The sequence below is a fragment of the Lacrimispora sp. BS-2 genome (assembly GCF_040207125.1).
Classification (GTDB): Bacteria; Bacillota; Clostridia; order Lachnospirales; family Lachnospiraceae; genus Lacrimispora.
The window spans coordinates 4,170,448-4,185,118 of record NZ_CP157940.1; the positions used below are offsets into that span (position 1 = coordinate 4,170,448).

Genomic DNA, 14,671 nt, shown 5'->3' on the forward strand with positions numbered 1-14,671 from the left:
ATTTAAATTATTATGAAAATTATGTATATAGTATATAAAGTATTTAGTAAAGTTGGTCAGAAAATATCTTATAGAATTAATAAAAATAGAATTGATAAAAATAGAATTAATAAAAATAATAATTTAAATTATTATGAATTAGATAGTGATAGATTATTCAAAAGTTTTAAGAGACTTCCAGAAAGCATTACTAAACAATACTCTAAAGGTATTTGGGTTAATAGTCAATATTCAGCAGGATTAAAACTCGGTTTTGTAACAGCATCAAGTATTGTAAATATAAAAATACTATATAAGAAAAAAAGTGTATTTAATCATATGTCAATTAAAGGAATAAGTGGTGTGGATGTTTATGTCAAAAATGACTCATCATATAAATGGATAACGTGTATATCTCCATTATCTAATATTGAAATGATAGCTGAATGCGAATTAGATTTGCAAAAGGGAGATAAGCAAGTTGAGTTATTTCTACCGCCTTTTGCACAGATAGAACGTATTTTAGTTGGAGTAGACCACGATTATAAATTAAATATGGTAACTAATTCATATAATGATTCAATTTTGATTTATGGTTCTAGTATATCTCAAGGAAGTGCAGCATCAAGGCCATCTATGTCGTATGGAAATATTATTGCAAGGAAATTAAAGTGTGACATAGTTAATATGGGATTTTCGGAATCTGCAAAAGGGGAGGAAGAATTAATTAATTATATTGCATCTATAAATTCTAAAGTAATTATTATGGAATATGATCATAATGTCACTGTTGAAGAGTTAAAGAAAACCCATTATAATGTATATGAAATTTTTAGAAAATACAATCAAAATAGTTTAATTATAATGATGACGAGGTTTTCAGGTGGTCTATCAATAACTTTGTCAGAAGAACGTCAAAGAATAGCTATTGTTAAAGAAACATTTGAGCGTGCTATAAATAACGGAGATTATAATGTAGAGATAGTATATGGAAATAACATCTTTCCGAGCTGTAAGGATGACTATTTTGTTGATGATAGACACCCGAATGATATAGGAATGATGTTAATAGCAGAATGTATTTGTGATGTTATTTGGAAAAGAGGACTTTATGATTGAAGAAATTAAAAAGTTAATGAAGTTAATATTGCCGGCGAACATTATTTTGCAAATAAAAATGAAATCGGATATCTTTTACTATTCTAAATTAATAAAAGAGATAGAAATAGAACAGAATTCTTGTGCATTTATTATAGGGACTCCAATACATACTAACTTAGGTGATCATTTAATTACTTTAGCGGAAAGATATTATATAAGCAAAATTGGTTTTGATAAAAAGGTGATTGAGATTCCTACCGAGATGTATCAATTATACAAGAAACGGTTGGAGAGCGCTATTTCTAGTAATTCTGTCATATTTATAAACGGTGGAGGCTGGATGGGGAACCTTTGGCCTGTTGAAGAGTTACTAATTCAAGATATGCTCTCTACTTTTCAAAAAAACAGAATAATAATTTTTCCACAAACTATCTATTATGATAAAAATATGCTACCATATTCTGAACTAATAAGATCTTCTAGGAATGCATTATTAAAGTGCGATAATTTAACTTTATTTGTAAGAGATAGACAATCATATGATTTTGCTGTTAATAATTTTGGAGTATGTACTTTTTTGGTTCCGGATATAGCATTAGCTTATTATAACAAAGCACCAAGAATCCCAAATGAAGATCGAAAAAATATTGCGGGAATTTGTCTTAGAGCAGACAGAGAAACTAGTAGAAGTAATGAGGTAGAGCAAATTGTTCTGAAGCTGTTGAAAAAGAATGATTTAATTACTGAGAAAATAGATACAATGTCTAAAAAGAGGGTTCCATTTTCGATAAGAGAAGAAACTGTACATAATCGTTTAATGGAGTTCTCCAAAAGAAAGATAATTTTTACGGATAGATTGCACGGCATGATTTTTTCCTTTTTGACAGATACTCCATGTATTGTTTTGGATAACAAGACACAAAAAGTTTCTGGTGTTCATAAGGAATGGTTAAAAAATTGCCCTCATATCTTTACTATTCTCAATGAAGTTGATGAAGAGAAATTGAATGCATTTATAAAAAGTGTAATTTACAATAAAGTTGATTGTGAAATTACATATAAATCAGAATTTGATTGCCTAAAGGAGGAAATATTAAATGGCAAAAATAAAGCGACTTGTGTTGGGATTAATACCGAATCAAAAGTGTAATCTAAAATGTGAGTATTGCTATATATCACAGGTAGAAGCATGGGATGAACCAACGTCTCTTAAATTTTCACCTAAGCATATCTCTAAATGTTTATCCAAAGAAAGGCTGGGTGGGATTTCGCTGATTAATCTAACGGGAAATGGTGAAACTATGCTTCAACCAGATATTGTAGAATTGATAGGTGCTCTTTTACAAGAAGGACATTATGTTGAAGTTGTGACAAATGGAACGGTGACAAAACATATTAATAAAGTATTAGAATATCCTGAAGAATGGTTATCACGTCTGTTTTTTAAAATTTCATTTCATTATAAGGAATTAAAGCGTTTAAATATAATGGATAAATTTTTTGATAATGTAAAAGCTATTCATAATGCGGGAGCTTCATTTTCCCTAGAATTAATGGCATACGATGAAATTGAGAAAGATATAGAAGATATAAAAGCGGTTTGTAAAAAAAATGTAGGGGCTGTCTGTCAGGCGACTATTGGTAGAAATGATAAAAGAAAAGACAAAGGATTATTATCTAAACATAGTAATGCGGAGTTTAGAGCAGTTTGGAAATCTTTAGATTCAGATATGATGGATTTCAAATTAAAGGTTATTGGTATTAAAAGAAAAGAATTCTGTTATGCGGGATCTTGGAGTTTGTTCGTAAATATGTATACTGGAGAATCCCAACCATGTTATTGGCAACCATATAACCAGAACCTATTTAAAAATCCAGATAAACCTATTAAGTTTGTGCCGGTAGGATATACTTGCACACAACCATATTGTACGAATGCACATGCACATATGACGTGGGGAATAATACCAGAATTAAGGACTCCTACATATTGTTCGATGAGAAATAGAAAATGTGATGGTGGAGAGGAGTGGTTAACTTCAGGCTGTAAAGAGTTTTTTAGTTCTAGATTATGGGAATCGAATAAAGAGTATACAAAATTTGATAAATTCACTCACACTATTTCTTATCCATTTAGATTAATAAAATGGTTTTTACGTGACTATAAAAATAATGTTAGAAGATTGCAAAACTATATGAAGAGGATTGATAAATAGAGAATGTTAAAGAATAAATATATGAGACTAGTCAATGATATGGCAGTATTTACTGTTGGTACAGTATTAACTAAACTTGTTCAATTTGTATTAATGCCTTTATACACGACCTATATGACGACTGAAGCATATGGGGTTGCCGAGTTAACAAATAATATGTCGGAATTATTGTTTCCGATTGTTACTTTGTGTATATATGAAGCTGTATTTAGGTATGTTATAGGCTCTAAATATTCTAAGGAAGAAATAGTTACCTCAAGTATAAAAGTTCTTTTCTTATCTTCATTATTTGGGGCAATACTTGTATTTTTTTTACATTTTGTATTGCATTATAAATATGCATTTTACCTATATCTAATTCTTTATGCGTATTCGTTTCGTATGCTGATAGCATATTATGCTAGAGGAAAAGGATATAGTAAATTGTTTGCAATTAGTGGAATAGTTAATGCGTTTTTTTTAGCCTTATTTAGTGTCTTATTTCTTGTATATTTCAGATGGGATGTGAAAGGCTACTTATTAGCTATTGCCTTTTCATATATTTTCTCAATGCTTTTTTTGTTGATTGGAGGTGGCTTATATAAAGAAATAAGATTTAATATAAAAACAAATCTGATTACAAGAGAGTTATTAAGATATAGCATGCCATTAATTATCTACAATGTAGGCTATTGGATTACAACAATGTCTGGCCGATATATACTATTATGGAATACAGATGTATCAACTGCAGGTGTATATGCAGCTGTAATAAAAATGGCATCCGTAATTAATATGCTACAGCAAGCTTTTTATGCAGCATTTCAACTAAATACATCAAGAGAATACGAAAGTTTAGATAAAGAGAATTATTTTTCAAATATATTTAGATTATATGCAGCAAGTATAGTTATGTTTGGCTCTGTTATTTTATGTTTTTCGCCTTTGCTTGCAAAAATAACATTAAAATATGAATTTTATGCAGCAAAAGAATTTTTACCGCTTATTTTATTCATTGCTATAATTGATTGCTTGTTTTGTTTTTTAAAAACAATGTATACTACATACAAATATACAAAAAGGGCTGTGCCAAGTATGTTGATAGGGTCGATTGTTAACGTTGTAGTCTGTCTATTAACTGTAAATAAATATGGTATATGGGGGATTTGTATAGCAAGCTTATTATGTTATATTTCTCAAGCTTTGTATCGGGTTATAGATGTTAAAAAATTTGTAAATATTAGATATGATTGGAAAATTATAATTTCAGGATTAGCGGCTTTATCTATTCAAGTTATTCTTCTTACTAAAGAAAATATTTCAGGCATAGTTATTGCATGCTTTATTGCTATACTTGTATTTGTTTTTAACTTTATATATTATAAAAAAGAAATAATGCAAGTTGTAAACAAAGTGGTTAAAAATATATAATAATATCACTGAAGTGATTACTCATATTTACGGTTGTGAATGGAACACTGAGGGCTAGTTCTATTGATCTACTAGAGGTTGTGGCATGGTTTGTTTGTTAAACGGAATGAATTGTTCGATGTAATAAAGGTAAATTGGACTTTAGTTGATATTTTCATTAATCTACAAAGATTATGTAACGCTGCAAACTCAATAAAATTTACTATTTTATCAATAAAAAGGAAATTATCATGCTTCATGTTTACTTATAAGATAATTTATAATATAATTTTCTTATCATGACCTTAAGGGGAACACTTATGTATCAAAAGAGAAAAACGATTGAAAACATACTAATATTATTAATAGATATTATCTGCATATGGATAAGCATTTGTCTAGCCTTTGTAATCCGCTATGGTTTGTTTTTGGGTATTTATAGAAACAGAGATAGTCTATGGCAGGTAATTATCATCACCCTATTATATGGATCAGTTGTATTTATTACTGATACCACAAGGCATTTTTTTCGAAGGGGTTACTTTGAAGAAATTACATCAGTAATCCGGGGGCAGTCAATGCTTTCTATTTTCTGGGTTGTGACATTATTTTTGCTTCATAGGAGTAGTGAATTATCCAGGTTAGTTTATGGATATTTTATTATTTTAAGCGTAATATTAATATTCATTGGCAGAATCTCATTCAAGCTTTTTATGATAAAAATCTATAAAACCAGTAAATACAGCAATAGGCTTCTTGTTGTGACTACTATGGAAAAAATAGAAGATGTAATTAAAAATGTCATCGAATATAATGAGTGGAGTCGGATACTGACAGGTATTGCTTTAACAGACCAGTCTTTAGTGGGAGAAGCGATATGCGGCATGCCCGTTGTTGCAGACAAAGATACTCTGATCGATTATGTTGTTCACCATAACGTGGATGAAGTTTTTATTAACGATACCTCTGCAATTTCCGGCAAACTATTGGAACAATGGGTTTCTGTGCTGAGAAATATGGGAATTATTGTAGATGTAAATATAGATATTTTTGATATTACTGAGGGGGGAGAAAAGGCACTGAACCGTGTTGGAAAATATTCTGTGGTCACCTTTGCCAGAAATATTTTTTCTACCAGACAAATCGCTGCAAAAAGGCTGTTGGATATTACTGGAAGCATAGTTGGCATTATCATACTGGGGATTACAGCGATTTTTGTTGCCCCTGCAATAAAAATGGAATCTCCCGGCCCGGTATTTTTTGGACAGACCAGAATCGGAAAAAATGGCCGGAAATTTACGTTTTATAAATTTCGCTCTATGTATCAGGATGCGGAGCAAAGAAAAAAGGAACTGATGAAAAAAAATGAAGTGAAAGGACTTATGTTTAAGCTGGAAAATGATCCAAGAATAACCAAGGTAGGCAACTTTATCCGAAAGACCAGTATTGATGAGCTTCCTCAGTTTTGGAATGTATTACGTGGAGATATGAGTTTAGTGGGGACCCGGCCACCGACGGCTGATGAATATGAGCAATATGAGGCAAAGCATAAATGTCGACTAAGTATGACGCCTGGTATGACTGGATTGTGGCAGATCAGCGGCAGAAGTGATATTAAGGATTTTGATGAGGTAGTGAAGCTTGATATGCAGTATATTGACAACTGGTCAATTTTAAAGGATATAAAGATCCTGATATTGACAGTCTGGGTAGTATTGATCGGTAAGGGATCCAGATAAACAAAGATACGAAGGAGCACAGCATGAATAATACATATGAACAGGAAATAGATTTAAAAGATCTAATATTTCACATATTAAAGAGATGGCGGTCGGTTTTGTTTATTGCGGTTGTTTTGGCAGTTTTAATGGGAGGCAGTAAATTTGGCCAGGGGGCATTGAAATATCAGGATAAACAGTATTTGGCTGAGTTACAGGAGACTTATGACACGGACCTTATGAATTACCGCGTAACGAAAGAAGGATATGAAAGAAATATAGAGACTCTTACTCAAAACATTGATTATGAAGAAAAGTATGAAAAGAATTCTGTTTTATTTAAGCTAGACCCATATAATAAATGGGTGGCGAAAATGGATTTGTTTTTGAAAATAAATGAAGAAAAAGGTGTAATTACCATGGTCGACCCGGCAGATAGCCTGGTAAAAGCATATTCCTCCATTTTAAGAAGTGAAAGCTCTCTTAAGGAAGCTTCAAAGGAAAATGACATAGAGACCAGGTATTTAAGAGAACTGATTAATATTGAGGAAAATATTGATGGAAATATGATTACTGTTTCCGTCACTTATAAAGATGGTGAGGGAGCTCAGAAGATATTAGGCAATATTCTGGAAGGTGTCAATGCCAGGCAATCAGAATTGAAAGACAGCCTGGGGCCCCACCGTGTTATTCTTATGAATGGTGAAACCAGCATGGTGGCGGACCAGGAGCTGGCTGAAAGCCAGAATAAAAGAGTGGATAGCTTCTCAGAGATGCAAACAAGTCTGAAAGAAGTTCAGTTATCTTTAGATGAGCTGGAGGAGCCGCAGGCGCCAACTGGTCTGTCTTTTAAAGGAGTTCTCAAGTCTGCAGCTAAATATGGTATTTTGGGAGCAGTTCTTGGCGGATTTCTGACAGCATTCTTCTGGTGCGTTATATATGTAATAAATCCCAGATTGCATTCAGCAGAAGAATTTAAAAACCGTTTTGGGGTAAAGATCTTGGGTGCATTTTTTCAGGAAGGAAAAGAGAAAAAAAACTTGGGAATTGATGCCTGGTTTGAGAAGCTAGAAGGAAAAGAGTCTGTTTCCAGAGAAGATGTCTTAAAGAGGATTATTGCGAATATTTCAATTTATATGGAAAAGGAACGGACAGTGCTGTTGACAGGGACAGCGGAACTGGATATATTAAGGAGCATTGAGACGGAGCTTAAGGATAGCTTCCCAGGAGTGAGCTTTGAAGTGAGAGCGGATATGAACCGGAATCCTGAAACCCTGATCGCACTTCCTGCTGCAGATGGCGTGATCTTAGTTGAAAAATGCGGGGTTTCAAAATATAAAGATATTGAAGATGAATTAGAAACCATTTATGATTTGAACAAAAAAATAATAGGATGCATTATTCTTTAATCTGATTTAATAAGACGTTATAAAAAGATATAAATTTGATAATCGGTTCCGCCTTCATTATAAAATTTGGCGGAACCGGTTAATCACTCATTCTGTCAACACATCTTCATAGAATAGATGAGAAACAGCTTCGCTTATTCAACCCCATTTTGGAAGAAACACCATACTCAACAGGGTTCATCATTTTTATTAATGAATCTGAGACAATTCTTTTTCAGCCATTTTCATGGCTGATTCAATGACCTTATCCATGTCATAGTATTTATATTCACCTAAACGTCCCCCAAATATCACTTTGGGCTCTTTTTCTGCCAGGTCTGCATATTTCTGAAACAATTCCTGATTCCGTCCATCGTTCACTGGATAATAAGGCTCCATGCCCTCGCTCCATGCGACCGAATATTCTCTGGTAATGACCGTTTTAGGCTGGGTACCGAATTCGAAATGTTTGTGCTCGATGATACGGGTATAAGGCGTTTCCCTGTCCGTGTAATTAACCACTGCAACTCCCTGGTAGTTGTTCGTGCCCAGGATCTCTGTTTCAAACTTTAGGCTTCTATATTCTAGCTTTCCAAATTGATATCCGTAAAAGGCATCGATCATTCCCGTATATATCACCTTTTCTCCTAGTTCATCATAGGTTTCCCGGTCTTCCAGGTAATCTGTGTCAAGTTTCACATCACAGCCCTCAAACAACTTTTCAATGATCACGTTGTAGCCTCCAATGGGTATTCCCTGGTATAGATCGTTGAAATAATTGTTGTCATAGGTAAAACGGACAGGAAGTCGCCTGATGATAAAGGCAGGAAGTTCTTTACAGTCTCTTCCCCACTGCTTTTCCGTATATCCCTTTACCAATTTCTCATAAATATCCGTTCCCACAAGGCTTACAGCCTGTTCCTCCAGATTCCGGGGTTCTCCAGAAACAGAGGCTTTCTGCTCTTCAATTTTTGCCATGGCCTGGGCTGGAGTAGATATGCCCCACATCTTGCTGAAGGTATTCATATTAAAGGGGAGATTGTACATCTCTCCCTTATAGTTGGCAACGGGACTATTGGTATAGCGGTTAAATTCTGCCAGCTCATTTACGAACTGCCACACCTGCCGGTTGCTGGTGTGAAAAATATGGGCGCCGTAGCGGTGTACATGGATCCCTTCTGTTTCCTCACAGTAAATATTGCCGCCCATATGGTCCCTTTTTTCAAGTACCAGGCATTTTTTGCCCTTTTTTCCGGCCAGATAAGCAAATACGCCGGAGTACAGGCCGCTGCCTACCAGAACATAATCGTATTTTTTCATGGTTTTATTCTCCTGTTCCTGTTATATAACACTTTTTTATTGTGATATTACTAAAATAACTTTTTAGGATAAACTCCTTCTGAAACTAGTTTTTTTATTGCTGCGGATACGGCTGCTTTATCTTCTTTATAGGTTACGCCAAACCATTTATCTTTGGATTCAAGAACCCGGACCCGTGCTTTTCCGGAACGGACAAGCTTGTCTATGATTTTAGGAAGTAAATATTCCTTTTTTTCATCGCCTTCTTTTAATTCATCTAAAAATTGGGGAAAGTCTCTTTCCAGTTCTTTTATAAAGGCAGGGGAAAGTCCCCACATATTCATGGACACATTCTGTTCCAGGGAAATTTTTATTAAGTTTCCATATTCATCCCGTCCCTCTGCGAAATCTGTACGACGGTTGATTTCGTAGGTTTCTGTTACTTCTTCTAAGGTTCCGTTCTCATCCACCTTGCATATGCCCCGGGTAACTCCTCCGTTATCGCTTAGGGTATTGCCTAAAATAAATCCGCTCATGCAGATGTCAAAAGGAACGGAAAGTGGATTCATCTCATTTACAAGATATTCGTGAATTTTTAAAAATCCTTCCTTACCGTAATAGTCATCTGCATTGATCACAACAAATGGTTCGTGAATGACATCTTTGGCACACAGGATTGCTTGTCCTGTCCCCCATGGCTTCAAACGATTGTTAGGTTTGGTGTAACCAGACGGGAGATCATCCAGCTCCTGGTACGCATATTTAACCGGTGCGATCTGTTCAATTCGCCTCCCTATTATTTCCTTAAAATCTTTTTCCAGATCTTTTCTGATAATAAAAACAATTTTGTTAAAGCCGGCTTCAAGCGCATCGTGTATGGAATAATCCATGATGATTTCATTGCTGGGGCCTACCGGCTCTAACTGTTTGATTCCCCCTCCAAATCTGCTTCCGATACCGGCAGCCATAATTACTAGTGATGTTTCCTGCATGATTTATTCTCCCTGTATATATTAATATTGTTATAGAATAGCATGTGCCACTGGGTTTTTTGCAAATATTTATAAAAGAATGTCTTGTTAAGTCCCAAATAAGGCAGTAGATAAAATTATGGAAGTAACTTGCTATATATTTTTTCCATACAATTTTTTACGTAGCAGATGCTGAATTCTTTTGCCCTTTTGCTGTTCCATTCGCCCATTTTTTTTCTTGCCGAATTTTCCGTCAGCAATAACCGGATCGCTTTGCTGAAGCCGGATATATCATTAGCTCGTTTTACAACAATCCCTCCGGAGCAGTAATTGAACGGTTGATTTTCGCAGTTTCCGATCAGATCTCTGCTTCCTCTGATATCTGAACATATAACAGGGAGTCCATATGCCATGGCCTCCAGCAGAGCCATGGGGAGTCCCTCCTGATAGGAAGGAAACAGGAATACATCGGCAACTTGGAAAATCTCCATCATATCTTCCCGGTATCCTAAAAAGGATATACAGTCGGATACCTGAAGGCTCTCTGCAAGTTTTTTTAGGCTGTCATTTAGTATTCCATGTCCGCAAATAATATAGTGATATTCAGACGATGATAATGCCGGAGCTTTTTTCTTTAAATCCGCAAGCGCTCTTATAATAGTTTCATGATTTTTCCTCTTTATCAGTTCTCCGGAAGAGAGCAGAACTATTTTATCTTGAGAAATTCCCAGTTCTGTTTTCTTTTTATCTTTATCTATGCTTTTTCTGGTTTTTTCAAGATCTATTCCTACTCCTGGAATGTAATCAACATATTTAGCGTGAAAATGCTTTTTTGCCCGTTCATAATCTTCTTTATTGATACAAATCTGTTCATCGGTAAAGCGGGACAGAAATTTTTCCATGGGATAGTAGCATAGCCAGTTTATGAGAGAGGCACCTTTAAAAAAGTGAAATCCATGTGCAGTATATATGACGGGGGCTGTTGTGGTTGCATGAGCAGCCAGTCTTGCAAGAACGCCGCCCATTGGGGTGTGACAGTGTACAAGGTCAAAATGTTCCTTGTTCATCAGATCCTTTAACTGACGGAAAACAGTGATATTGTGAAGGCTGAATGGGGTTCTGATAAAATCGACCTGATGCGGTATAATGTTTGTTCCATCCAGTCGTTTATTATCATTCCCATAGGAAGGTGTCTTATAATTGGCAGCATAATGTATTTCATACCCCATGCTTTGGAGAATATTTACATTTGACATTTCAAATTGGGGAACGAATCCGCTGACAGTCGTGACTAAAAGCGCTTTTTTAGTTAGTTCCATTTGTATTCACCATACCTTTGATTGATAGTGGTAGTATACCATATTTTTCATAATCATTTTGAAAAGTATGGAAAAATTAATAAATTATTAGGTATTTTGTATATTGAAGCACATTTCTTCTGTACAGTTTTTCGTTCTCATGATTTTCTTATATGAAAAATCAAAAAGCTTCATATAAATCAATATCGTTTGGAGATCAGGCCGGAATGAGAAACAGCAAAAAATCGTAGGAACTTTATCTTGAAATGGAATTGGTCAAGAAAAATTTCGACTATTTAAAGATAAAATAGAATCCATTCCAAATAAAAATTAAAAAACCTCTTGCAATTTGCCCCTACATAGAGTAATATATAACTACATAGAGATAATATAGATGAATATAGGAGAAGGCAATGGCAAAAACAGAGTTAAAAATCCTAATCGGCCTCCATCGGGCCGTAAACTACATTGACCGCCAATCAACCAAGATTTTTTCAGAGTATAACCTGACCATGGGCCAATTTGCTGTATTAGAAGCATTGTACCACAAAGGGGACATGACCGTTGGCCAGGTTCAGGAAAAAATACTAAGTTCCAGCGGTACCATTCCTCTTATTATAAATAACCTTGAAAAAAGAGGGTATCTTATAAGGAAAGCAGACAGCAAGGATAAGAGGCGGTGCATTCTCCATATCACAGCTCAGGGACAGGAATTGATTGGACAGGTTTATCCAAGAAATGAAGCCAGAATTATCGAGTTAATGGCTCATTGGACTGATGAAGAAAAAGAACAGTTAGCAGTTTTATTAAAAAAGTTTGGAGATGAGATTAATGGAGAGAAAGATTAAAAGACAGGTGAGAGGTTTTAGAACCCAGGACGGTGCCGGCGTAAACCTGGTCAGGGTATTAGGACATGAAACAATGGAGGAATACGACCCCATACTGATGCTGGATTCCTTTGACAGCACAAATCCCGATGATTACGCGGCCGGATTCCCTATGCACCCTCATCGGGGCATTGAAACCATCAGTTATGTATACCGCGGGCAGATGGTCCACAGGGACAGCTTAGGAAATGAAGATTCTATTTCCGATGGAGAGGTCCAGTGGATGACAGCAGGTTCCGGCATCCTGCATGAAGAGAAATTACCCGCATCAGAACGAATGCTTGGAGTGCAGCTGTGGCTGAATTTACCATCAAGGCATAAAATGACCGCTCCTTCCTACCACAGCATCAAAAATGCTGAAATTGAAGAGATTGATCTTAAAAATGGAAAGCTCAGGCTCCTTGCCGGGCAATACAAGGACAGAAAGGGATACATGGGCAGATATCTACCTCTTGATTACTACGATATCCATCTTGATCCCAATGCGTCCATTGTCATAGATACAGAGCCAGACCGCTCGGTCATGCTTTTCACCCTGTCAGGAGAGGTTTCAGTCGGCGGCGAACTGGTAAGAGAGAAGACAGCGGCAAAGCTTACCTCTGGAGACAAGGTAGAGATAAAAAGCGCTGAGAAGAATGCCCAGGTATTATTTATAAGTTCAACGCCTCTTGGAGAGCCTATAGCCTGGGGCGGACCTATTGTAATGAATACGAAAGCTGAGTTACAAAAAGCTTTTGCGGACCTGGATCAGGGTACTTTCTTGCAAAAGAAAATGTCATATGATAACGAATAAAATATTCTAATTAAATAAGGAGGAATTAAAATGGGCATTATTGAATCATTAGAAAAGCGAAGAAGCTATTACAGCATTAATAAAGAACTTCCCGTTAATACCGGCGAAGTCATTAAGCGGATTGAAAAATTAACAGAACTGGTACCTGATGCTTTTAATATGAAAAGCTCCCGCATTGTTGTAGCTTTAGGAGAAAAGCAGGACTTATTATGGGACTCTATTTACGATGTTTTTGAGGGTAAGGTTCCAAGAGAAAAGATTGACAGCTTTAAAGCCGGTGCAGGAACCATCCTTTATTTCTACGATCAGGAGGTCGTAAAAGGCTTGCAGGGACAGTTCCCACTGTATGCGGACAATTTCCCGGCCTGGGCTATGCAGGCCAGTGCAATGCTTCAAATCAGCATCTGGAGCGGGCTGCGGGAATTAGGGATCGGTGCTTCCTTACAGCATTATAACCCGGTTATAGACCAGAAGATCCATGAATTGTTTAATGTACCGGAAAGCTATCTGCTGATCGCCCAAATGCCTTTCGGAGGGATTGTAAAGGAGCCTGATTCAAAAGATAAGGAAGACATTTCCAAACGGGTCCGGATTGAAAGATAAGCGAAAAAATTCATTCGTAATTTGGAGAAAAGCAAGTGTATGGTTTAATCATATGCTTGCTTTTTGTTAAACAAGGATTTAAACGGCTGACTGTATCAGGTAAGACTTTATTCTCAAATTAAACTGTATCTTCCATACCTCCGCACATGGCCTTTAAAAGCTGCTGGAGCCTTAGATTCATGGTCAACCTAAATTTTCGGCACATGTCTCATAAAAAGGCTTGAAGCGGCCTTAAGAGCGTTTTCAATGGTGGCAGCGATATCGATGGTAAGAGCCAGCTTTTCTCTGCCCGTCTACGTGAGATATGAGGATCACTGATTCCTTTTCCAGGTATCAGCGATTCCAGCTTTTGTTTTCATTGGTTCCATTGCAGAGCAATGAGACGGAATCCGGTTCTATGATTAATTATAGCTAGAGACAGCAATTCTCCGCCAGTTTCATAATCCAGTCATGTTCAATTATGTCTATAACATACACCTCCAACAATCTGCGAAGGCGTCCAACAGCTCACAAAATCTCCTTCCCCACAAGCTTCAATAGGCGACTCTTCATCCTAAATATCAAAAGAATAAAATGAAATGTTACATTTAGTCATTAAAATGTTCTCAAAATTGATCAATTTTTTACGAATATTATCGACAATCCCATACAGCACATATAGTATCTTGTTTAATTAAAATAAATAGATGTAGTATTTTCGTTTCTTTTTATAAAAAAATATGCCTAAATTATTAAGGAATAACAAATAAATGTCGAATATTGCGATTAGTTTCGCTTTTCAAACAATTAAAAACGGCTTATAGTGATTACAAGAAAAGCGAAAAAAAGGAGGGTTTTCTATATGACAGATGCTGAGAAGCTAAGGATTATAGAGATTGAGAATGAGAGGCTTATGGAAGAGAATGAAAAACTCCATAAAGTGATTAAAAGGTTAAATCAGACGCTTAATAGATTGATAGGTCGTTACATAAGCGCAAACGAGGTTGCCTGATCAGGGATAGCCGGGGAGTGCGGGGGCACTCCCGGGAA

At 35.8% G+C, this 14,671-nt stretch carries 13 protein-coding genes; 10 read left to right on the forward strand and 3 right to left on the reverse strand.

What is annotated here, in order from left to right:
• The first annotated feature begins 12 nt into the window (after positions 1-12).
• The 6 genes from ABFV83_RS19515 (at position 13) to ABFV83_RS19540 (ending at position 7,812) form a co-directional block, all read left to right on the forward strand.
• Positions 13-1,098: an SGNH/GDSL hydrolase family protein gene (locus ABFV83_RS19515; protein ID WP_349946255.1), complete on the forward strand. Its 1,086-nt coding sequence runs from the start codon at positions 13-15 to the stop codon at positions 1,096-1,098.
• Positions 1,091-2,230 (forward strand): polysaccharide pyruvyl transferase family protein, encoded by a 1,140-nt coding sequence (locus tag ABFV83_RS19520; RefSeq protein ID WP_349946257.1) that lies wholly within the window; start codon positions 1,091-1,093, stop codon positions 2,228-2,230. The genes ABFV83_RS19515 and ABFV83_RS19520 overlap by 8 nt, the downstream gene beginning before the upstream one ends.
• A complete protein-coding gene (locus ABFV83_RS19525) occupies positions 2,178-3,296 on the forward strand; it encodes a radical SAM protein (protein ID WP_349946259.1) in 1,119 nt (372 codons plus the stop codon). The genes ABFV83_RS19520 and ABFV83_RS19525 overlap by 53 nt, the downstream gene beginning before the upstream one ends.
• A gap of 3 nt (positions 3,297-3,299) precedes the next feature.
• Positions 3,300-4,706 carry a polysaccharide biosynthesis C-terminal domain-containing protein gene (locus ABFV83_RS19530; protein ID WP_349946260.1) on the forward strand — a complete coding sequence of 469 codons (1,407 nt, stop codon included), beginning with the start codon at positions 3,300-3,302 and terminating at the stop codon, positions 4,704-4,706.
• Positions 4,707-5,005: 299 nt separating this feature from the next.
• Complete coding sequence (locus tag ABFV83_RS19535; protein WP_349946262.1) at positions 5,006-6,424, forward strand: sugar transferase; 1,419 nt, start codon at positions 5,006-5,008, stop codon at positions 6,422-6,424.
• A gap of 23 nt (positions 6,425-6,447) precedes the next feature.
• Positions 6,448-7,812, forward strand: a complete 1,365-nt coding sequence (locus tag ABFV83_RS19540; RefSeq protein WP_349946264.1) for a hypothetical protein — start codon at positions 6,448-6,450, stop codon at positions 7,810-7,812.
• Between the two features lie 189 nt (positions 7,813-8,001).
• On the opposite strand, the gene glf is transcribed toward ABFV83_RS19540, so the two are convergent.
• The 3 genes from glf to ABFV83_RS19555 all read right to left on the reverse strand — a co-directional run bounded on the left by glf (position 8,002) and on the right by ABFV83_RS19555 (position 11,380).
• Entirely contained in the window at positions 8,002-9,111 is a 1,110-nt protein-coding gene (gene glf / locus ABFV83_RS19545) for a UDP-galactopyranose mutase (RefSeq protein WP_349946265.1), read from the reverse strand.
• Positions 9,112-9,161: 50 nt separating this feature from the next.
• Positions 9,162-10,082 carry a sugar phosphate nucleotidyltransferase gene (locus tag ABFV83_RS19550; RefSeq protein WP_349946266.1) on the reverse strand — a complete coding sequence of 307 codons (921 nt, stop codon included), beginning with the start codon at positions 10,080-10,082 and terminating at the stop codon, positions 9,162-9,164.
• A gap of 116 nt (positions 10,083-10,198) precedes the next feature.
• Positions 10,199-11,380 (reverse strand): glycosyltransferase family 4 protein, encoded by a 1,182-nt coding sequence (locus ABFV83_RS19555; protein WP_349946267.1) that lies wholly within the window; start codon positions 11,378-11,380, stop codon positions 10,199-10,201.
• Between the two features lie 392 nt (positions 11,381-11,772).
• Here ABFV83_RS19555 and ABFV83_RS19560 point away from each other — a divergent pair, with 392 nt between their 5' ends.
• The 4 genes from ABFV83_RS19560 to ABFV83_RS19575 all read left to right on the forward strand — a co-directional run bounded on the left by ABFV83_RS19560 (position 11,773) and on the right by ABFV83_RS19575 (position 14,633).
• A complete protein-coding gene (locus ABFV83_RS19560) occupies positions 11,773-12,207 on the forward strand; it encodes a MarR family transcriptional regulator (RefSeq protein WP_349946269.1) in 435 nt (144 codons plus the stop codon).
• The gene (locus ABFV83_RS19565) at positions 12,191-13,039 is read left to right on the forward strand and encodes a pirin family protein (RefSeq protein WP_349946270.1); all 849 of its coding nucleotides are present in this window, start codon (positions 12,191-12,193) and stop codon (positions 13,037-13,039) included. Before ABFV83_RS19560 ends, ABFV83_RS19565 begins: the two co-directional genes overlap by 17 nt.
• Before the next feature lie 30 nt (positions 13,040-13,069).
• Positions 13,070-13,642, forward strand: a complete 573-nt coding sequence (locus ABFV83_RS19570; RefSeq protein WP_349946272.1) for a nitroreductase family protein — start codon at positions 13,070-13,072, stop codon at positions 13,640-13,642.
• 841 nt (positions 13,643-14,483) lie between these two features.
• Complete coding sequence (locus tag ABFV83_RS19575; RefSeq protein WP_347843444.1) at positions 14,484-14,633, forward strand: hypothetical protein; 150 nt, start codon at positions 14,484-14,486, stop codon at positions 14,631-14,633.
• Positions 14,634-14,671: the final 38 nt, after the last annotated feature.